The sequence below is a fragment of the Arthrobacter burdickii genome, assembly GCF_030433645.1.
In the GTDB taxonomy this organism is placed as follows: domain Bacteria; phylum Actinomycetota; class Actinomycetes; order Actinomycetales; family Micrococcaceae; genus Arthrobacter_D; species Arthrobacter_D burdickii.
In genome coordinates, this window is sequence record NZ_JAROCG010000001.1 from 1,276,131 (window position 1) to 1,296,803 (window position 20,673).

15 protein-coding genes are annotated in these 20,673 nt (G+C 68.9%); 7 read left to right on the forward strand and 8 right to left on the reverse strand.

Annotated elements, in window-relative coordinates; genetic code table 11:
- Positions 1-75: 75 nt before the first annotated feature.
- The gene (locus P5G52_RS05965) at positions 76-1,215 is read right to left on the reverse strand and encodes an ROK family transcriptional regulator (protein ID WP_301225560.1); all 1,140 of its coding nucleotides are present in this window, start codon (positions 1,213-1,215) and stop codon (positions 76-78) included.
- Positions 1,216-1,309: 94 nt separating this feature from the next.
- Positions 1,310-2,368 carry a LacI family DNA-binding transcriptional regulator gene (locus P5G52_RS05970; protein WP_301225562.1) on the reverse strand — a complete coding sequence of 353 codons (1,059 nt, stop codon included), beginning with the start codon at positions 2,366-2,368 and terminating at the stop codon, positions 1,310-1,312.
- A 175-nt stretch (positions 2,369-2,543) separates the two neighbouring features.
- Here P5G52_RS05970 and P5G52_RS05975 point away from each other — a divergent pair, with 175 nt between their 5' ends.
- From P5G52_RS05975 to P5G52_RS05995, 5 genes are all read left to right on the forward strand, one after another.
- Positions 2,544-3,845 carry an extracellular solute-binding protein gene (locus P5G52_RS05975; protein ID WP_301225564.1) on the forward strand — a complete coding sequence of 434 codons (1,302 nt, stop codon included), beginning with the start codon at positions 2,544-2,546 and terminating at the stop codon, positions 3,843-3,845.
- 8 nt (positions 3,846-3,853) lie between these two features.
- Positions 3,854-4,801, forward strand: coding sequence for a carbohydrate ABC transporter permease (locus P5G52_RS05980; RefSeq protein ID WP_301225566.1), 948 nt, complete (start codon positions 3,854-3,856; stop codon positions 4,799-4,801).
- The gene (locus P5G52_RS05985) at positions 4,801-5,619 is read left to right on the forward strand and encodes a carbohydrate ABC transporter permease (protein WP_301225568.1); all 819 of its coding nucleotides are present in this window, start codon (positions 4,801-4,803) and stop codon (positions 5,617-5,619) included. Before P5G52_RS05980 ends, P5G52_RS05985 begins: the two co-directional genes overlap by 1 nt.
- Before the next feature lie 2 nt (positions 5,620-5,621).
- Positions 5,622-7,964, forward strand: coding sequence for a beta-xylosidase/alpha-l-arabinosidase (locus P5G52_RS05990; protein ID WP_301225570.1), 2,343 nt, complete (start codon positions 5,622-5,624; stop codon positions 7,962-7,964).
- A gap of 288 nt (positions 7,965-8,252) precedes the next feature.
- Positions 8,253-8,870: a hypothetical protein gene (locus tag P5G52_RS05995; protein WP_301225572.1), complete on the forward strand. Its 618-nt coding sequence runs from the start codon at positions 8,253-8,255 to the stop codon at positions 8,868-8,870.
- Positions 8,871-8,990: 120 nt separating this feature from the next.
- On the opposite strand, the gene P5G52_RS06000 is transcribed toward P5G52_RS05995, so the two are convergent.
- The 3 genes from P5G52_RS06000 to P5G52_RS06010 form a co-directional block, all read right to left on the reverse strand.
- Positions 8,991-10,478: a xylulokinase gene (locus P5G52_RS06000; RefSeq protein WP_301225574.1), complete on the reverse strand. Its 1,488-nt coding sequence runs from the start codon at positions 10,476-10,478 to the stop codon at positions 8,991-8,993.
- A gap of 3 nt (positions 10,479-10,481) precedes the next feature.
- Positions 10,482-11,672, reverse strand: a complete 1,191-nt coding sequence (gene xylA, locus P5G52_RS06005; RefSeq protein WP_087074427.1) for a xylose isomerase — start codon at positions 11,670-11,672, stop codon at positions 10,482-10,484.
- Between the two features lie 102 nt (positions 11,673-11,774).
- A complete protein-coding gene (locus P5G52_RS06010) occupies positions 11,775-12,800 on the reverse strand; it encodes a LacI family DNA-binding transcriptional regulator (protein ID WP_301225575.1) in 1,026 nt (341 codons plus the stop codon).
- Positions 12,801-12,978: 178 nt separating this feature from the next.
- Here P5G52_RS06010 and P5G52_RS06015 point away from each other — a divergent pair, with 178 nt between their 5' ends.
- Both P5G52_RS06015 and P5G52_RS06020 read left to right on the forward strand, forming a co-directional pair.
- Positions 12,979-14,115: an endo-1,4-beta-xylanase gene (locus P5G52_RS06015; RefSeq protein WP_301225577.1), complete on the forward strand. Its 1,137-nt coding sequence runs from the start codon at positions 12,979-12,981 to the stop codon at positions 14,113-14,115.
- A 99-nt stretch (positions 14,116-14,214) separates the two neighbouring features.
- A complete protein-coding gene (locus tag P5G52_RS06020) occupies positions 14,215-17,256 on the forward strand; it encodes an endo-1,4-beta-xylanase (protein ID WP_301225579.1) in 3,042 nt (1,013 codons plus the stop codon).
- Positions 17,257-17,372: 116 nt separating this feature from the next.
- On the opposite strand, the gene purM is transcribed toward P5G52_RS06020, so the two are convergent.
- The 3 genes from purM to P5G52_RS06035 all read right to left on the reverse strand — a co-directional run bounded on the left by purM (position 17,373) and on the right by P5G52_RS06035 (position 20,666).
- The gene (gene purM, locus P5G52_RS06025) at positions 17,373-18,485 is read right to left on the reverse strand and encodes a phosphoribosylformylglycinamidine cyclo-ligase (protein WP_301225581.1); all 1,113 of its coding nucleotides are present in this window, start codon (positions 18,483-18,485) and stop codon (positions 17,373-17,375) included.
- Positions 18,482-20,041 (reverse strand): amidophosphoribosyltransferase, encoded by a 1,560-nt coding sequence (gene purF / locus P5G52_RS06030; protein ID WP_301225583.1) that lies wholly within the window; start codon positions 20,039-20,041, stop codon positions 18,482-18,484. Before purF ends, purM begins: the two co-directional genes overlap by 4 nt.
- Positions 20,042-20,168: 127 nt before the next feature.
- Positions 20,169-20,666: a hypothetical protein gene (locus tag P5G52_RS06035; protein ID WP_301225585.1), complete on the reverse strand. Its 498-nt coding sequence runs from the start codon at positions 20,664-20,666 to the stop codon at positions 20,169-20,171.
- Positions 20,667-20,673: the final 7 nt, after the last annotated feature.

Below are 20,673 nucleotides of genomic sequence, written 5' to 3' on the forward strand. Positions count from 1 at the left end.
GCGCATCGGTCCTTCGGGACAATGCGCTGTTCTGCGTGCCCGGACGCCGGTCGGGGAGGCCTGTCCGGACTGCCCTCAGGAGGGTGACGCGAGGAGCGGCTGGAAGGCGAGCTCCGCAGCACCCACCAGCAGGAGTTCCGGGCCGAGGGCCGCGCGGCGCACCTGCACCCCGCCGGCCAGCGATCCCCGGTTCACGGCCTCGGTGAGCTGGGCGCCGTGGAAGCCGAACAGCGAGCCGAGGAAACCGCCGAGGACGATCAGCTCGGGATCGAAGATGTTGACGAAATTCACCAGGGCGACGGCGAGCAGCTCCAGCTGGCGCTCGGCTTCGTCCCGGACGGCCTGTGCGGGGTCGTCGGACAGTACGCCCTCGAGCGCCTCGATACCGCCGCCCGACAGGCCCGCCGCCTCGAGCAGCCGCTCCAGCCGGACCTCGGCGTCGAGGCAGCCCGAGCGCCCGCAATGACAGGCGGACCCGCCCGCGCGGACGAGCGTGTGGCCCAGTTCGCCGCCGTAGCCACGGCTCCCGACCAGCTGGGCGCCTCCGGTCACGATGCCGCCGCCGATGCCGCTCGCACTGCCGTTGAGGTACACCGCGTGGTCGACGCCGATCGCGGCGCCGAAGATGGTCTCGGCGAGCGATCCGAGGGACGCGTCGTTGGCGGCGACCGCGGGAAGGCCCAGGGCGCTGCCGAAGGGTCCGGTGAGGTCGGCGTCCCGCCAGCCCAGGTGCGGTGCGATGAGCACGCGCCCCGCGCCCGCATTGACGAGTCCCGGAAGCGCGATGCCGACGCCGAGGACCTGGTTGAGGCCTGCCAGGACGGGGTGGAGGTCGGCCACGATGTCGTCCGTGAGCCGCACCGCGTCGTCGAGGGACGGCACGCTGCGGGTCTCGCGGCGCACGCGCGCATGCACCTTCCCGCCCAGGCCGACGACGCCGACGGTTAGGGCATCGATGTCGGGGTTCACGGCTATCACGGCGACCCCTGGGTTGGCCTGCACGATGGGGCTGGGACGACCCACCCTGCCGTCGCCCGCCGGTTCCGTCTCGTGCACCAGGTGCTTCTCCGCGAGGGCGGACACGAGGGCGCCGACGGTCGAACGGTTGAAGCCGCTGCGCCGGGTCAGTTCGGAGCGGGAGAGCGGGCCGTTGCGGTGCACCGTCGTGAGGATCTGGGACAGATTCTGTGTGCGAAGGCTCTCAGTGCCGTTCATTCCACCGGGTAGCCGCACGGCCCTGGGTTCTCCTTCGTCCTGCAGGAGCCCACGGCGCCTGGTCTCGGCCTATCGTATCCAGAAGCGCGCGCGGTCACGCCCGCTGCGGCACCGGCCGCGCGGCGGACGCGGCAGCCGTGGAGGGCGCGGCGGTGCTCTGGCGCACCACGAGGCTGGTGGCGAGGTCGAGCCGCAGGTTGTTGGGACGCTCGCCGTCGCGCAGGCGCAGGACCATGCGCGTGGCCTCCTCCGCCATCTGGATGAGCGGCTGGTGCACGGTGGTCAGGGCAGGGCTGGACCACTGCGCCAGCTGCAGGTCGTCGTAGCCCACGATCGACAGCTCGTCGGGAACCCGCAGCCCGATCTGGCGTGCCGCATCGAGCACGCCCAGGGCCTGGAGATCGCTGCCCGCGAAGATCGCCGTCGGGGGATTCGGCCCGCGGAGCAGCGCGAAGGCGTGGTCGCGTCCACCGTCGACGTGGAAGTTCCCGTAGCGGATGAGTTCCGGGTCGATGGGCAGGGAAGCCAGGTTCATGGCCGAGCGGTAGCCGTCGATCCGGGCGAGGGAGCACATCATGTCCTCCGGGCCGCTGATCGCGGCGATCCGGGTGTGGCCGAGGTCGATGAGGTGCCGCGTGGCCATCATCCCGCCGGACCAGTTCGCCGAACCGACGGACGGGACGTCGGGTGCGGGGTCCCCGGCCGGATCGATGATCACGAAAGGAATCGAGCGTGCGTCGAGCTTCTTGCGGAACTCCTGCGGCAGGTCGGAGAAGACCAGGACGACGCCGGCGGGGCGCCTCGACAGGATGCCTTCGATCCATTCGGGCCCCGGAGCGTGCCGCGTTCCCGTCTCGGTCAGCACCACGCTCATGCCGTGCTCGCTCGCCACGTTCTCCACCCCGCGGATGAGTTCGAAGGCCCACGCGCTTTCCAGCTCGTGGAACACGAGTTCGACGAGGCCCGCCTTAGTCGCGGATTCCTTGCGCCGGCGGTAGCCGTGCTCCTCGAGGAGCTCCTCAACTTTCGCCCGGGTTTTCGGGGACACGTCGGCACGGCCGTTGAGCACCTTGGAGATCGTGGAGAGGGATACACCCGCAGCCGTCGCGAGCTGGGCGAGGGTGACGCGCGGTTCTTCCGCCGGAATCGACATGCGCACAGCTTACATGCGGGGTGGAAAGGGGCCACGGACAGGGGCTGCGCCTGCCCTCTGTGCAATTTGTGACGGGCAGCACATCCGGCTTGCATAGTGAGAGCTCGGTTACATACACTCAACCCATCACACAACTTTCGATATTATCGTCGAAACTTTCGAGAGGCGTTCAACGATGAACAACCGAACCTGGATGTCCCGCAGCCTTGCGGGCACCGCGGTCATAACGCTGGGCCTCACCCTTGCAGGGTGCGGCGGCGGAGGCGGCGACGCTTCGAGCCGGCCCGAGAACGAGCTGCACCTCGCCGTGTACGGAGATGCCAGCAACAAGGTCGAGCAGGCCATGGTGGACAAGTTCAACGAGACCTCCGACGTCAAGGTCGTGCTCGACACGATCCCCGGCGCGGACTACCAGACCAAGCTGCAGACCATCATCGACACCGACTCCGCTCCGGACATCTTCTTCAACTGGGGTGGCGGAAGCATCGCGAACTTCGTGAAGGCGGACCTGCTGCTGCCCCTCGACGACTTCATCGAGGAGGACCCGCAGCTGAAGGACGCCTTCCTGCCGTCCGTCTTCGACACGGCAGTCGTCGACGACAAGAGCTATGGCATCCCGATGCGTGGCACGCAGCCCGTCATGCTCTTCAACAACTCCGAGGTGCTCAAGAAGGCCGGCATCGATGCTCCGCCGGCAACCTGGGACGAGCTGCTCGAGGACGTCAAGAAGCTGAAGGCGGCGGGCGTGACCCCGATCGCGCTCGGCGGCGCGGACCAGTGGCCGACCCAGATGTGGTTCCAGTACGTCTTCGACCGCGTGGCCGGTGAGGACCTGTTCCAGGCCGCGCTCGACGGCGACACGAGCGTCTGGGACTCCGAGGAGAGCCATGAGGCGCTCGGCAAGCTGCGCGAACTGATCGACGCAGGTGCCTTCGGTACCAACTTCGACTCGGTGAAGTTCACCGACGGCGGGTCTCCCACCCTGCTCTCCAGCGGCCGCGCAGGCTTCGAACTCATGGGTTCGTGGGCCTACGCGACGCACCTGGATGCCAACCCCGAGTTCGCCGAGAACGTTCTCGGCTACAGCGAGTTCCCCGCGATCGAAGGCGGAGAGGGCGATCCCGACAACCTCGCCGGCAACACGAACAACTTCTACTCCATCACCAAGGACACCCGGTACCCCGAAGAGGCCGCCGAGTTCCTGAAGCTCATGTACTCGGACGAGTTCGTGCAGGAGCAGATCGCCATCGGCAACCTGCCCACCACCACGAACACGGAGGAGTTCCTCGATCAGGCCTCCAACCCGGAGTACGCGAAGTACCAGTTCGACCTCGTGAAGGACGCGCCGCACTTCCAGCTCTCCTGGGACCAGGCCTACCCGCCCGAGGCAACCGTCACCATCCACACGGCCGTAGCGCAGTTCTTCAGCGGCCAGATCGATGAAGACGGCTTCATCAAGGCCATGCAGAGTCTCTAGGACACACCATGACAACGCTTGCTACCCGCAGGCGGCCAGCGCCGGGCGGCTCCACCGTGAGCCGCCCGGCCCGCTCGGGCGCCTCGTCCGTCGGACGCCCGGGCTTCGCCTGGGCCCTGCCCGCCACCATCTTCTTCGCGCTCTTCGCGCTCGTTCCCCTTGCCGCCGTCGCCGTCCTGTCCTTCACCTCGTGGAGCGGCCTCGGTGACCCGGAGTTCGTGGGGCTCGACAACTGGAAGACGCTCATCGCCGATCCGGTGATGCTCAAGAGCCTCTGGCTCAGCCTCCTGTTCATCGTCCTCGGGGTGGTCACCCAGACGCCGCTGAGCATCCTGCTCGGTGTCTGGGCAGCGGGCAACCAGCGCAACCGCGCCGTGCTCAGCGCCATCTACTTCATCCCGCTGCTGCTGTCCTCGGCAGCGATCTCCGTCCTCTGGCGCGCGCTGCTCGATCCCAACTTCGGCATCCCCGGCCAACTGTCGTGGCTGTTCGGCGACGGCAACCTGCTGGGCACGCAGACGGGGGCCATCGGCGTCCTCATCTTCGTGGGCATGTGGCAGTTCACGCCCTTCCACACCCTGATCTACCAGGGCGCGGCCAAGGGCATCCCGCCGGTCCTCTACCAGGCGGCGGCGATCGACGGCGCGGGCATGGTGCGCCAGTTCTTCTCCATCACCCTGCCGCAGCTCCGGAACACGGCCATCACCTCGATCATCCTGATGGTCGTCGGCGGGCTGACGACGTTCGAGACGGTGCTCATCCTGACCAACGGCGGACCGGGTACGGACACCACCATCACCGCCTTCTACATGTACCAGCAGGCGTTCCGGAGCTTCGACTTCGGCGTCGGCAGCGCCATCGCCCTGGTACTCGTCGTCGTCGCGACCGCGATCTCCCTCGTGGTGGTCAAGGTCTCCGGCTACGACAAGATGAACAGTTCGCTGGAAGGACTCTGATGAAGACCCGTCCCAATTACCTCGCGGGCATCGGCTCCTTCCTCTGGCTGCTGATCGTCGCGATCCCCCTCTATGTCATGATCTCGGGGACGTTCCAGACCCGCGCCGAGTTCGGCGACAACGGGCCCCTGTCCTTCCCGACCAGTTTCACGCTGCAGAACTACGCGGACGCCATCACGAGCGGCTTCGGACGGTATTTCCTGAACACCCTCGTGGTCACCGTCGGCGTCGTCGCGATCGTCCTGCTGCTCGTGCCGCCGCTGAGCTACGCGATCGTGCGCAGCCGGAGCCGTGCGGCGTCGTTCGTGTTCCGCTTCTTCCTGCTGGGTCTCGCGATTCCCGCGCAGGCCGTGATCGTGCCGGTGTTCTACCTGATCAACACCGTGGGGCTCTACGACAACCTGATCGGAATCATCCTCCCCACGGCGGCCTTCGCGCTGCCGATCTGCACGCTCATCCTGAGCGGCACCATGCGCGACATCACGGGGGAACTGTACGAGGCGATGGCCATGGACGGCGCGAGCCCGGCGCGTGCCTTCTTCCGGCTGGTCCTCCCGCTGTCGAAGGGCGGGATCTCCACGATCGCCGTCTTCTCCGCGCTGCAGGCGTGGAACGGCTTCCTGTTCCCCCTGATCCTGACCCAGTCCGAGAGCACCCGCGTGGTGACCCTCGGCCTCTTCAACTTCCAGACCCAGTACGGCATCAACATCCCGGGCCTGCTCGCCGCAGTCACGCTGTCGATGGTGCCCGTACTGCTCGTCTACCTGTTTGCGCGCCGCGCGCTTGTCCAGGGCCTCATGGGCGCTGGCGGAAAGTAACCATGACTGAAACAACACTGAACGACGCCCCCTGGCGGAACACCGCCGCAGCACCCGAGGACCGGGTCGAGGCCCTGATCCAGGCGATGACCCTTCGCGAGAAGGTCGCCCAGCTGGTCGGCGTCTGGGTCGGCGCCAACACCGAGGGCGGCGAGGTGGCCCCCCACCAGAACGAGATGAACGAGCCCGTCGACCTCGACGAACTCCTGCCGCACGGCCTCGGCCAGCTGACCCGGCCCTTCGGCACCGCCCCCGTGGAGCCAGGGCTCGGTGCCCTGTCGCTGCAGCGGACGCAGGAGCGCATCGCGGCGGCCAACCGCTTCGGCATCCCCGCCCTCGTGCACGAGGAATGCCTGGCCGGCTTCGCCGCCTGGAAGGCGACCGCCTATCCGGTGCCCCTGGCATGGGGTGCAACGTTCAATCCCGAGCTGGTGCGGACCATGTCCTCGGCGATCGGCGCGGACCTCCGCTCCGTCGGCGTCCATCAGGGGCTCGCTCCGGTGCTCGACGTCGTGCGCGACGCCCGCTGGGGCCGGGTCGAGGAGACCATCGGTGAGGACCCCTACCTGATCGGTACCATCGCCACGGCCTACGTGCAGGGACTGGAGCGGGCCGGCGTCGTCGCGACGCTCAAGCACTTCGTGGGCTATTCGGCGTCCAAGGCCGGCCGCAACCTCGCCCCGGTCTCCATCGGCGAGCGCGAGCGTGCCGATGTGCTCCTGCCTCCGTTCGAGATGGCGATCCGCGAGTCCGGAGTGCGCTCGGTGATGCACGCGTACACGGACATCGACGGCGTGCCGACGGCGGCCGACGCCTCGCTCCTGACCTCGCTCCTGCGCGACACGTGGGGCTTCGACGGGACCGTGGTCGCCGACTACTTCGGCATCGCCTTCCTCAAGGAACTCCACCGCGTGGCCGCGACGCTCGGCGAGGCCGCGGCGGCAGCGCTGACGGCCGGCGTGGACGTCGAACTCCCGACCATCCACACCTTCGGCGAGCACCTCCTCGCCGAGGTCGACGGCGGCAGGCTGGACGAGGGGCTCGTCGACCGCGCACTCCGCCGCGTCCTGCAGCAGAAGCTGGACCTCGGCCTGCTCGATCCCGCATGGTCACCGGTTCCTCCGGCCCTGGCCGGCGCCGGGGCCGATGTCCCGGTCGTCGACCTCGACACCCCGGCCAACCGAGCCATCGCCAGCGAGCTCGCCGAGCAGTCCATCGTCCTGGTGCGCAACGGCGGGATCCTGCCGCTCGCCGGCGCCCCCCGCATCGCCCTGATCGGTCCCAACGCGGACACGCACCGGGCCTTCCTGGGCTGCTACTCCTTCCCCGCCCACGTGGGAGAGCAGCACCCCGAGGTGGAGATGGGTCTCACCATCCCCACGGTCGCGGACGCCGTCCAGCGCGAGTTCGCCGGCAGCGACGTCACCATCGCCGCGGGCTGCACCATCGACGGCACCGCGACGACGGGCTTCGACGAGGCGCTCGCCGTCGCCGGGGGGTCCGACGTCGTCGTCGCCGTTCTCGGAGACCGTGCAGGGCTCTTCGGCCGCGGCACGAGTGGCGAAGGGTGCGACGCCGAGTCCCTGGCGCTCCCGGGCGTCCAGCAGCAGCTGCTCGACGAGCTGCTCGCGACCGGCAAGCCGGTCGTCGTCGTCCTGCTCACGGGGCGCCCCTATGCCCTCGGTTCCGCCGCGACCGATGCCGCCGCCGTCGTCCAGGGGTTCTTCCCCGGCGAGGAAGGCGCGGCTGCTGTCGCCGGTGTCCTGAGCGGGAGGATCAACCCGAGCGGACGCCTGCCGGTCAGCATCCCGGGGACGCCGGGCGCGCAGCCGTCCACCTACCTCGCGGCTCCGCTGGCGCAGGCGAACAGCGTGTCCAACATCGATCCGACGGCGGCGTTCGCCTTCGGCCACGGCCTCAGCTACACGGACTTCACCTGGCAGGACGTGGAATCGTCGGCGGACACCGCCGCCACCGACGGAGAGGTGACCGTGGAGATCACCGTCGCCAACGCGGGCGAGCGCGACGGCGTCGAGACCGTGCAGCTCTACCTGCACGACCCGGTGGCGTCCGTCGTCCGGCCGGTGCAGCGACTGATCAGCTACGCACGCGTGCCCCTGGCCGCGGGAGCCTCGGCGCGGGTCGCGTTCACGGTCCCTGCCGACGTCGCCGCCTTCACCGGGCGCGACGGGCTGCGCGTCGTCGAGCCGGGGGAGCTCGACCTGCGGATCGGCGCTTCGAGCGGCGACATCCGCGCATCGGTACCCCTCACCCTGACGGGGGAGGCCCGGCACGTGGACCACACCCGGCGACTGCACTGCGACGTCAAGGTGGTCACTCTCTGACGCGCCGCGAGTAGCCAGCCGGTTTCCAGCCGGACCACAGCCCGCTTCCGCCTTCGCGGAAGCGGGCTGTGGCGTTCCCGCCTCTGTTTTCCGGCTGCCGGCCGGGTTCCGGAAGTGCGACTACCCGGCGCAGTCGCGGCAGGCAAGCGGCGATTCGGGAACACCCTGGGTGGTTTACGTTCGGAGGGCTCCTCGGTCACGGTAGTAAGTAGACTGATCGTTTCGGTCGCGCTGTCCAGCATCGTAACCCGTTCCGGTCGTTCCATCTACCAAGGAGACATCTGCATCATGGCATCAGAGAACACCGCGGGCGCGAGTACCCCGAAGAGCCGGCGCAACGACGTCGTGGCCGCGGAGAAGGAGCAGTTCGGCGGGATGAAGTTCGGGTCGGCCTTCTTCGGCTGGCTCACGGCCATCGGCCTCACCGTCATCCTCAGCGCGCTGGCGACGGCGATCGGCGTGGGCATCGGAGCGTCCAATACGAGCAACGCGAACGACGCCGCGAACCAGGCCACAGAGAATGTGCAGACCATCAGCATCGTCAGCGGGATCGTCCTCGCGATCATCCTCTTCGTCGCCTACTACTGCGGCGGCTACGTCGCGGGTCGCATGGCGCGGTTCGACGGCGTCAAGCAGGGCATCGCCGTCTGGCTCTGGGGCATCATCATCGCGATCGTCCTCGCCATCCTCGCCGCCGTTGCCGGCAACCAGTTCAACGTCCTGTCCAGCATCAAGGGTGCGCCGAGCATTCCGGTCGACGGGAGTGCGCTGACGGCCGGCGGGCTGATCGGCCTGGCCATCGCGATCCTCATCCCGCTTGTCGGCGCGATCCTGGGCGGCAAGGCCGGGATGCGCTTCCACCGCAAGGTCGATCAGGTGGGCATCAACCACCAGGCCGGCATCTAGCACCGCGGCTCCGCAGTGCGACACCCGGACGACACCGGGACGACACCAGAACGACGACGAGGCACCGACCCGGGTGGGTCGGTGCCTCGTCGTCGTACAGGGCTGGTTTGCCGTACCGGGCTAGAACGTCACGGACCCGACTGCTGCCCGGTACTGCTCGCGGATGACCGGACGGTGATCCGGAGCCTGGTTCTTCACGGTGTCCACCGACCACTGCGGCCGCGATCCCGCCAGGGCCCACGCGGCCTGCACCGCAGCCCCCCGTGCCACGTATTCCCCGGGTGCCGGGATGCGGACCGGCAGGTCGAACACCTGCGCGGCGACCTCCTGGACGGCGCCGTTCTGGGCCGCTCCGCCGATCAGCAGGAGATGCCGCGGCTCGACGCCCGTCGCCCGCACGGCGTCCAGCGCGTCCGCCAGTCCGCACAGCATCCCTTCGATGGCGGCCCGTGCCAGGTTCGCGCGGGTGCTCGAGGCGATGCTGAGGTTGTGGAAACTGGCCTTGGCCGTCGGCAGGTTCGGGGTGCGCTCACCTTCGAAGTAGGGCACCAGGACCACGCCGTCGGCTCCGGGCGCGGCCTCGCGGGCCAGCCCGGCGAAACCGTCGTGGTCCACGCCGAGGATCCCAGCCACCGACGACAGCACGCGTGCCGCGTTGAGGGTCGCCACGAGCGGCAGGAACAGTCCGCTGGCGTCGGCGAATCCGGCCACCGCTCCCGAGGAGTCGGCCACCGGCTTCGGTGCGACGGCGAAGACCGTTCCACTCGTTCCGAGGGACACGACGACGTCGCCCTCCTCCGCACCGAGCCCTAAGGCGGCGCCTGCATTGTCGCCCGCACCCGCCCCGAGGACGATCCGGTGGGTTTCGGATGCGAGGAACGGGGAGTGCACGGTGCCCGCGACGGTCTCGGCCGGGAGGACCCGGGGGAGGATGACCTCGGTACCGTCACCCGAGGCTGTCTCCCCGGCACCCTGTGCTTCGCGCGCGGGGCGGCCGAGGATGTCCTCGAACAGGGCGAGATCGTACCCACCCGTCGCCGGGCTCCAGTAACCGGTGCCGCTGGCGTCGGAGCGGTCCGTCACCAGTTCCTCCAGCACGGGGCCGAGGGGCGATTCCCCCGCCGGCCCGAAACCGCGCAGGCGCCAGGTCAGCCAGTCGTGGGGGAGTGCGACGGCAGCGATCGCAGGAACGATATCGGGCTCCGCGTCCCGTACCCACCGCACCTTGGCGCCGGTGAAGGACGCCACGGGGACCAGCCCCGTGCGGGCCACGAGCTCATCGGCACCGAACTCGCCGATCAGGTCTCGTGCAGCGCCGGCCGACCGCGTGTCGTTCCACAGCAGCGCGTCGCGCAGTACCCTGCCGTCGCGGCCCAGCAGCACCATTCCGTGCTGCTGGCCCGCGACCGCGAGGGCGTCGACGTCGTCCGCCAGTCCTCCTGCGGCCTCCAGTGCGGACCGCAGGGCCTCCCACCATGCGCCGGGGTCGACCTCCGTGCCTTCCGGATGGAGGGCACGGCCGCTACGGACCTCCGCGCCGGTCGCCGTATCGACGACGACGACCTTGCAGCTCTGTGTGGACGAGTCGACGCCAGCAACGAGGGCCATGGATCAGCGGGCGCCGAGCAGGTGCTCGATGAAGAGCTGCTGGAGCTTCACGAAGCCGAAACCCTTGCCGTTGAAGTACGACTCGGTGTCGAAGTCCTCGTAGGAGGTGCGGTCGGCGCGCAGCGCGTCGTAGCTCTCCCCGGCGTTGAGGGTGGGCTCGTTGATCTCGGAGACACGCGAGGCGGCCAGGGCAGCCTGGACCTCGGGATCCGCGCGGAACGCAGCAGCGCGCTCCTTGAGCAGGAGGTAGGTCTGCATGTTCGCCGCAGCGGAGTCCCAGACGCCGTCCATGTCCTCGGTCCGGCTCGGCTTGTAGTCGAAGTGCCGGGGGCCGTCGTACGAGGGGCCGCCGGCAGGTCCGCCGAATTCGAGGAGGTCCACCAGCGAGAAGGCGTTCTGGAGGTCGCCGTGGCCGAAGACGAGGTCCTGGTCGAACTTGATGCTCCGCTGGCCGTTGAGGTCGATGTGGAACAGCTTGCCCTGGTACAGCGCCTGGGCGATGCCGTGGGTGAAGTTCAGCCCGGCCATCTGCTCGTGGCCGGTTTCCGGGTTGATGCCGACGAGTTCGGGGCGCTCGAGCGTCTCGATGAACGCCATCGCGTGGCCGAGGGTGGGCAGGAGGATGTCGCCGCGGGGTTCGTTCGGCTTCGGCTCGATCGCGAAGCGGATGTCGTAGCCCTTGTCCGTCACGTAGTCGCCGAGCAGGTTGACCGCTTCGCGGTAGCGTTCCAGGGCGCCGCGGATGTCCTTGGCCGAGTCGTACTCGCTGCCTTCACGGCCGCCCCACATGACGAACGTCTTCGCGCCGAGTTCCGCGGCGAGGTCGATGTTGTCCAGGACCTTGCGCAGGGCGAAGCGCCGCACACCGCGGTCGTTGCTCGTGAAGCCGCCGTCCTTGAAGACCGGGTGGCTGAAGAGGTTGGTGGTGACCATCGGCACGATCAGCCCGGTGGACTTCAGGACGCCGGTCAGGCGGTCGATCTCGCGCTGCCGGTCGGCCGGGGAGCAGCCGAAGGGGAACAGATCGTTGTCGTGGAAGGTGATGCCGTACGCGCCGAGGTCGCTCAGGCGGTTGACGGCCTCGACGACGTCGAGCGGTGCTCGGGTCGCGGAGCCGAACTGGTCCTGGGCCTCCCAGCCCACAGTCCAGAGTCCGAAGGAAAATTTGTCGTCGCGGGTGGGCTCGATCGCCATTGAGTGCTCCAGGAAGTGTGTGTGACCAATATGTTGCCGTTACAAACATATTAGGTTTACGCCCAGAGTCAAGCCCGGATGTTCTCCTTGCGGAGCGGGCCCTCAGTTGCTGAGCGCTCGCACGCTCGACCGGGTCACCAGACGCGTGGACAGTTCGATGCGGGGACTCTCCACCGGCTCGCCGCGGATCAGGCGTACGAGGGTCCTGGCCGCCAGCGTGCCCATCTCGGAGAGCGGCTGCCGGACCGTGGTGAGCGGCGGTGACGCCCACCCTGCCTCGGGGAGGTCGTCGAACCCGATCACGCTGACGTCGTCGGGGACACGCAGGCCCTGCTGGCGCGCGGCCTCGTAGACGCCGAGGGCCATCTGGTCACTCGCGGCGAAGATCGCGGTGGGGCGGTCGGCCCGCGAAAGGAGGTCCCTTCCCGCGGCGAACCCCGAGGCGTAGTCGAAGTCCCCGCCGAGAACGAGGGAGGGGTCGAACTCGATGCCGGCGGCGTCGAGCCCTGCCCGGTACCCGTCGAGGCGTGCACGGCTGCACCACAACCCGGGCCGGCCCGCGACGAACCCGATGCGGCGATGGTTCTGCTGGATGAGGTGTTCGGTCGCGGTGACCGCGCCGGTCCAGTTCGTCGCCCCGATGGTCGGCACCTCCAGGTCCGGTACGCCGGCAGGATCGACGACGACCACGGGCAGGTTGAGGCGCTGCAGTTCCGCGTGCAGGAACGAGTCGAGGTCCGTCGTGACGAGGATGGCGCCGTCGCTGGTCCTCGCACCGAGGGTGTCGAGCCACTTGCGCGTGGAGTCGGCGCCTCCCCGGCGGTGGATGGCGGACACCACGACGGACAGGCCCTCGGAGTTCAGGGACTCCTCGACGCCCCGGATGATCTCGACGGCCCAGGGGCTGTCCAGATCGTTGAAGACCAGGTCCACCAGGCCGGAGGGTGCCGCCTGTGCTGTCCCGCGGCGGCGGTAGCCGTACTCGCGCAGCAGGACCTCGACGCGCTCGCGGGTTGCGGGAGCGACGTCGGAGCGGCCGTTGAGGACGCGCGACACCGTGGGAACGGAGACTCCGGCCGCCGAGGCGATCGCCGAGATCGTCACGGCGGGGTGGGCGTTGTCCTGCACATCAGCCTCCTCGGGCCACCTCGGGCGACAGCTGCCTCCCGGAACCAATTTCCTTCGCACTCTTGACCTGTGGTGCGCAGTGTTCCTAACCTACAGCAACGGTATTTCCGGAAAGTTCCGGAAAAGTTCCGACGAAAGTTTCGGGCAACCGCACCTGAAGTACCTCAAAGGAGAGCTCATGAAGGCCCGTCAGTCCCTTGCCGCCGCAGTCCTCGCGTCGGCGCTGATTCTTCCCGCCGCAACCCCCGCACTCGCAGCACAGGAAGCACCCCAGAAGCCCGGAATCGAGAAGCAGGACACCCTCCGCTGGGCAGCCCCGCAGGACCTGAAGATCGGCACTGCCGTCGCAGGCGGCGGCCACCACGAGACCCAGCCCTACCCCGCCCCCTTCACCTACGACTCCGCGTATCGGGAGCACCTCGCCGCCGAGTTCAGCTCCGTGTCACCCGAAAACCAGCTGAAATGGGAGTTCGTGCACCCCGCACGCGACACCTACCGCTTCGCAGAGATGGACGCCATCGTCCAGTTCGCGCAGGAGAACCACCAGGTGGTCCGCGGTCACACCCTGTTCTGGCACAGCCAGAATCCTGCCTGGCTGGAACAGGGCAACTTCTCGAAGGATGAGCTGCGCGCCATCCTGAAGGACCACATCCAGACCGTCGTCGGACGGTACGCAGGCAAGATCCAGCAGTGGGACGTCGCCAACGAGATCTTCAACGGCGACGGGACCCTGCGCACCACGGACAACATCTGGATCCGGGAACTGGGTCCGGAGATCATCGCCGACGCCTTCCGCTGGGCGCACGAGGCCGACCCCAAGGCGAAGCTCTTCTTCAACGACTACGGCGTGGAGGGCGTCAACGCGAAGAGCAACGCCTACATCAAGCTTATTCCGCAGCTGAAGGCCCAGGGCGTCCCCGTGGACGGCTTCGCCATCCAGGGGCACCTGAGCACGCGCTACGGCTTCCCCGGCGACCTCCAGACCAACCTGCAGCGCTTCGACGACCTCGGACTGGAGACGGCGATCACCGAGATCGACGTCCGGATGGACGTGGCAGCGGGGACCAAGCCCACTGCCGCACAGCTCGAGAAGCAGGCGAGCTACTACCAGCGGGCACTCGACGCGTGCATCTCCGTGGAGGAGTGCAACTCCTTCACGATCTGGGGCTTCACCGACAAGTACTCCTGGGTCCCGGTGTTCTTCTCCGGTGAGGGCGAGGCGACCGTGATGTGGAACGACTTCACCCGCAAGCCCGCCTACTACGCACTCCAGGAGAGCCTCGAGCAGGCGTCCCCCGGGCGCGGTAACCGCTAGGCACGACCAGCACGACAACCAGCACGACCAGTAGCACGACAACCCCCAGCAGTCTGTGGCCCGTCCGTTCGCGGACGGGCCACACCATCAAGGAGAACCATGAGACAACGACGTCTGGTCGCAGGCGCTACGGCGTTCGGCCTGATGACGGGAGCCGGCGCCCTTGCGCTCCCGGCGGCCCAGGCCGACGAACCGACAGTACTGCTGAACGAGGATTTCGAGGACGGCAGCTTCAGCCCGCTCGCGCAGAACGGCGGGCCCGCACTGTCGGTCGTCGACGCCGACGGCGACAAGGCCCTGTTGGTGAAGGGCCGGACCAACGACTACGACGGCATCAAGACGCCGGCCAACCTCCTGCAGGCGGGAGGAAGCTACACCTTCTCCGCGCAGGTGAAACTCTCCGCGGCAGCCGGCACGACGACGTCGGCTCGATTCGTCGTCGAACCCGCCTACAGCTGGGTGGGCAACACCACGGTGTCGGCCGATGCCTGGACGACGGTGACCGGCACCTTCAACGCCCCCGCCGGAGCCGACCCGGCAACGCTGCGGGCCTACCTCGGAACGGGAGACCTGGGTGCGCCCTACGACTACCTCGTGGACGACGTCGTGATCACCGGCACGGCCGCACCCGCCGACGGCGGAGCCTGGCAGCCCGCACCCGACCCCTCCTTCGTCCCGGGCGGTGCGGTGAGCCCCACGACCACGCCCCTCGCCTCGGCGCGCGCAACGGGCAACGCCGTCGCCCTGACGTTCGATGACGGGCCGAACCCGGGTGAGACCGCCGCCGTCCTCGACCTCCTGCGGGACAAGGGCATCACGGCGACCTTCTGCATCATCGGGCAGAACGTCCAGGCCTCCGGCGGCGCCGAGCTGCTGCGGCGCATCGTCGCCGAGGGGCACACCCTGTGCAACCACGGCACTTCCTACGCGGACATGGGTTCGTGGACCCAGGCGCAGGTCGAGACCGACCTCAAGGAGAACCTCCGGATCATCCGGGCCGCCGTCGGCAACCCGACCCAGCAGGTGCCCTACTTCCGGGCACCGAACGGCAGCTGGGGCGCCACCGGCGAGGTCGCTGCAGCGCTCGGCATGCAGCCGCTCGGCCTCGGCAACGTCATCTTCGACTGGGACGGCAACGACCTCAGCGAGGCGACCCTGACCGCGAACCTCCGCAAGGCCTTCACGCCCGGTGCCGTGGTCCTCGCCCACGACGGCGGCGGAGACCGCTCGAACACCGTCAAGGCGGTCACGACGGTCGTCACCGAGAAGCTCGCGGAGGGCTGGACCTTCACCCTCCCGCGCGGCGGAGCTGCGGTTGCAGGATCCGTCGGCATCACCTCCGGGTTCGAGTCCGGCACCGACGGCTGGACGGCCCGCGGCACCGGCGTCTCCGTTGCGGCGAGCAGCGATGCCCGCACCGGTTCCGGCAGCCTGCTCGTCACGAACCGCACGCAGCCCTGGCACGGTGCGGCCCTCGACGTCACGGCCGGCCTGCCGGTCGGGACAGCGGTCGAGGTATCCGTGTGGGCGAAGCTCGCTCCGGGCCAGGCACCGGCATCGCTCAAGGTGTCCGTGCAGCGCGACAACGGCGGCGGGAGCGCGTACGACAGCGTCGCCGGTGCCGGCGCCTCGGTGACGGCCGACGGCTGGACCCAGCTCAAGGGTACCTACACGCTCGGTGCGGCTGCGGACAAGGCGCAGGTGTACGTCGAGGGTGTGGTGGGAGTGGACTTCCTGCTGGACGACTTCAGCCTCGCACCGTTCGCCGAGACGTCCATCCAGACGGATGTCCCCGGTCTGAAGGACGTGCTCGGCGCTGACGGGATCGAGCACGTCGGTGTGGCGATCGATGCCCGGGAGACCGTGGGAACGGCCGCCGACCTCGTGCGCAAGCACTTCAACGCCTTCACGCCCGAGAACGCGGGCAAGCCGGAGAGCGTGCAGCCGGTCGAGGGACAGTTCACCTTCACCCAGCTGGACCAGCTGCTGGACTTCGCGGACGCGAACGACGTGAAGGTCTACGGACACGTGCTCGCCTGGCACTCGCAGACCCCGGCATGGTTCTTCAAGGACGGTACCCGCGACCTGACGAACAGCCCGGCCGACCAGGCGCTCCTCAAGGCACGCATGGAAGCGCACATCAAGGGCATCGCGGACCATATCAACGCCCGCTACCCCGACGGGAACAGCCCCATCTGGGCCTGGGACGTGGTCAACGAGGTCATCGCGGACGGCGACAATGCCAACCCGCACGACATGCGGGACAGCCGCTGGTTCCAGATCCTCGGCGAGGGCTTCGTCGACCAGGCCTTCCGCCTGGCCGACCGCTACTTCCCCGACGCAGCCCTGTTCATCAACGAGTACAACACCGAGATGCCGGAGAAGCGCGCCGACTACCTCGAGCTGATCCGTGCACTCGAGGCCCGCGGCGTGCCGATCGACGGCGTGGGGCACCAGGCCCATGTCGACGTCGCCCGGCCCGTGCAGTGGCTCGAGGATTCCATCAAGGCCGTCGAGGCCCTGGACCCGAAGCTCCTGCAGGCCATCACCGAACTGGACGTCAATGCGTCCACGGAGAACCAGGGTGCCGACGTCAGCGGCGCTCCGGTGGATCCCTACAGCCCGGCGTTCGAGGACGACGCGGACGCAGCGGCGGAGGTCGGCTACTACTACCGCGACCTCTTCGCCATGCTGCGTGAGCACAACGAAGCCGTCGACTCGGTGACCTTCTGGGGTATCAGCAACGCCCGCACCTGGCTGCGGACCTGGCCGATGGCCCGTCCCTGGGAGCAGCCGCTGCCCTTCGACGACGAGCTGCAGGTCACGCCGGCCTACTGGGGCATCGTCGACCCGGCCAAGCTGCCCGCACGGCCGGCCGATGTGCTGCCGCCGCGGATCGCGGACCAGTCGGACATCACGGCGGTCGCCAACGGGGCCAGCGGCGCCAAGGTGGCCTACGTCCTGCCGTCGGCCATCGACACGCTCGACGGCGTGGTACCACTGGCTTGCGTGCCCCTGTCGGGCAGCCGCTTCCCGGTCGGCATCACGACCGTCACGTGCACCGCGACGGATGACGCCGGGAACTCCCGGACCAGCTCGTTCGACATCGTCGTCACGCGCAAGCAGGCGGGGAAGCCCTGACGCAGGGCGCTGAACCGCACTGACCACGACGAAGCCCCTGTCCTCTTTCGAGGGCAGGGGCTTCGTCGTGCTGTTCTCGTCGTGCTGTTTTCGTTCTGCCCGCGCGGACCGCCAGGTCAGGCGTAGGCGCCGAGCAGCCGCACGGATCCGCCGTCGACACCCTTGGCGCCCTGCACGTAGTCGGGCCCGTCGGTGCTGCCGTTGCCCGCGGCCCGCACGCTGCCCATGACCCAGGACGGCACTCCAGCCGCATTCAGCTGGGCGAGGGCGGCATCCGCGCCACCCGCTCCGACGATCGCGATCATGCCGACGCCGAGGTTGAGGGTGCGCTCGAGGTCCGGCAGGGGCACGGAACCGAGCTGCGAGACGAGGGTGAAGATCGGCGGAAGCTCCCATGTGGAGCGGTCCACGGTCGCTTCGAGCCCGCGGGGAAGCACCCGGGCGAGGTTCGCCGCGAGCCCACCGCCGGTGACATGGCTGAAGCCGTGCACCTGCGCTGCGTCCGTGCGGGCCAGTGCGAGGCAGTCGGAGGCGTAGATGCGCGTCGGCTCGAGGAGTTCCTCGCCGAGAGTCCGTCCGAGTTCGGAGACCTGGCGGTCGAGGGCCCAGCCGGCCTGGTTGATGACCCGGCGCACCAGGGAGTAGCCGTTGGAGTGGAGGCCCGAGGACGCCATCCCGATCACGACGTCGCCCTCGCGGACGCGCTCGGGACCGAGGACCCGGTCGGCTTCGACGACGCCGGTCGCGGCGCCCGCGACGTCGTACTCGTGCTCACCGAGCAGGCCCGGGTGTTCCGCGGTCTCACCGCCGACGAGTGCGGTGCCGGCGGCCGAGCAGCCGGCCGCGATGCCGCGGACGATGTCCGCGATGCGCTCGGGGACGACCTTCCCGCACGCGATGTAGTCGGTCATGAAGAGCGGCTCCGCGCCGACCACCACGATGTCGTCGACGACCATGCCCACCAGGTCGATCCCGATGGTGTCGTGGATGTCCATCGCCTGCGCGATGGCGACCTTGGTGCCCACGCCATCGGTCGACGTCGCGAGGAGCGGACGTGTGTAGGTGAGGAGGCGGGACACGTCGTAGAGCCCGGCGAAACCGCCCACCCCGCCGAGGACCTGCTGGCCGTGCGTCGCGCGCACGGCGTCCTTCATGAGCTCGACGGCGCGGTCACCCGCTTCGACGTCCACTCCTGCGCTGGCATACGTGATGGGGTTGGACGCGCTCATACCCGCTCTTTCTTGTCTTCGTCGGTCAGTACGGCTTCGAATTCGGAGTCCGGCCCTGGATCGCAACCCGTGGCTCCGGCCTTTTCGGCAGGATTGGAGCGCTCGAGCAGGTTTTTGCCGAGGCGGTCGTCGTCGGGCAGTTCGATGGGGTACGTCCCGGTGAAGCACGCGGTGCAGAGGCGCTCGCGGGGCTGCTGCGTCGCGTCGATCATGCCGTCTTCGGAGATGTACGCGAGGCTGTCGGCGCCGATGGACTTGCTGATCTCGTCGATCGCGGCACCGTTGGCGATCAGCTCGGCGCGCGAGGCGAAGTCGATGCCGTAGAAGCAGGGCCAGCGCACCGGCGGCGAGGAGATCTTGACGTGGACCTCGGCCGCCCCGGCCTCGCGCAGCATGCGGACGACGGCGCGCTGCGTGTTGCCGCGGACGATCGAGTCGTCGACCACGATGATGCGCTTGCCGCGGATGACCGATTCGAGGGCGTTGAGCTTCAGCCGGATACCGAGCTGGCGCAGGGTCTGGCTGGGCTGGATGAAGGTCCGGCCCACGTAGGCGTTCTTCACGAAACCGTGGGCGAAGGGGATGCCCGACTCCTCGGCGAATCCGACGGCGGCCGGCGTCCCGGACTCCGGGACCGGGATCACGATGTCCGCGGCGGCCGCGTTCTCGCGGGCCAGCTGGCGGCCCATCTCGACACGCGACTCGTACACCGAGCGTCCGGCGATCGCGGCGTCGGGCCGGGCCAGGTACACGTATTCGAAGACGCAGCCCGCGGCGGTCGTCTCTGCGAAGCGGCTGCTGCGCACGCCGTCCTCGTCGATGGCGATGAACTCACCGGGCTCGATCTCGCGGATGTAGCTCGCGCCGACCGTGGCGAGGGCCGCCTGCTCGGAGGCGACGACCCAGCCGCGCTCGAGGCGGCCGAGGACGAGGGGGCGGACACCGTAGGCGTCGCGCGCGGCGTAGAGGGTGCCCTCGTCCATGAAGACGAAGCAGAAGGCGCCGCGGATGCTCGGCAGCAGGTCCATGGCCGTCTGCTCCAGCGAGCGGCCGTCGTTCCCGGCGAGCAGTGCGGTCACGAGGGCCGTGTCGGTGGTGTTGCCCTGCGCGAGTTCGCCCGCGCGGGGCTTGCCGTGGCGGTCGAGGACCATCTGGTACAGCTCGGCGGAGTTCGTGAGGTTGCCGTTGTGTGCGAGGGCGACCGTGCCGGCCGCGGTCGCTCCGAGCGTGGGCTGGGCGTTGGCCCAGTGGGAGGACCCGGTGGTGGAGTAACGGCAGTGCCCGACGGCGATGTGGCCGGTCAGGGTGTTGAGCGTCGCCTCGTCGAAGACCTGGGACACCAGGCCCATGTCCTTGTAGACGTTGATCCTGTGGCCGTCGCTGGTGGCGATACCTGCCGATTCCTGGCCGCGGTGCTGCAGGGCGTACAGGCCGTAGTAGGTGAGCTTGGCGACCTCCTCGCCGGGCGCCCAGACGCCGAAAACACCGCAGGCATCCTGGGGTCCTTTTTCGCCGGGAAGAAGATCATGGGAGAGTTGTCCGTCGCCGCGCACCATGCGCCTATTCTCTCACGGCACGCAAAGCCGCCCGCGCGAAGGAAAGCCGGCGTAGGGCATACCTCCGCGGAGTGAGGCGGGTGTCATGCGTGCGGCGTTCCACCCCGACCCTCCGTGCGCTGTGGAGTCAGGCCGCGCCGTCGTCGTAGGTGCGCTCCGCGCGGGCACGCTCCGCCCGCTTCACGCTCCGCCGGTCGAAGATCAGCACGAGCAGCGCCGCGAGGATCAGGCCCGGGATGGCGAAGGCCACGGTGAAGAAACCGAGGATGGACTCGCGGGTGAGCGTGGGGTCGGCCGGGCCCGTGTACGCGAGCACCAGTGCGGCGAGGAAACCGAGGATCGCACCGAGCATCATGAAGGGCACGAACTTGGGTGCCCTCCGGACGGTCACCTCGCGGTAGGCGGGAGCCTCTGCGGCCGCAGGCTCTGGAGAAGTCCCGGCGGTGGATGCGGTGGCTGCGGTGGCAGCGGCGGGAGCGGCAGGCTCGGGGTAGGCGGAGCCTGCCGGGCCCGAGGTCCCCAGATCCCCGCGGTCGCCGGGGGCCAGCTGCCCGTCCGCCGGCGCTGCGCCGCGCGTGTCGGACTGCTCGGGAGGAGTGTTCGGCGAGTGCTGCTCGGAGGTCATGGTTTAA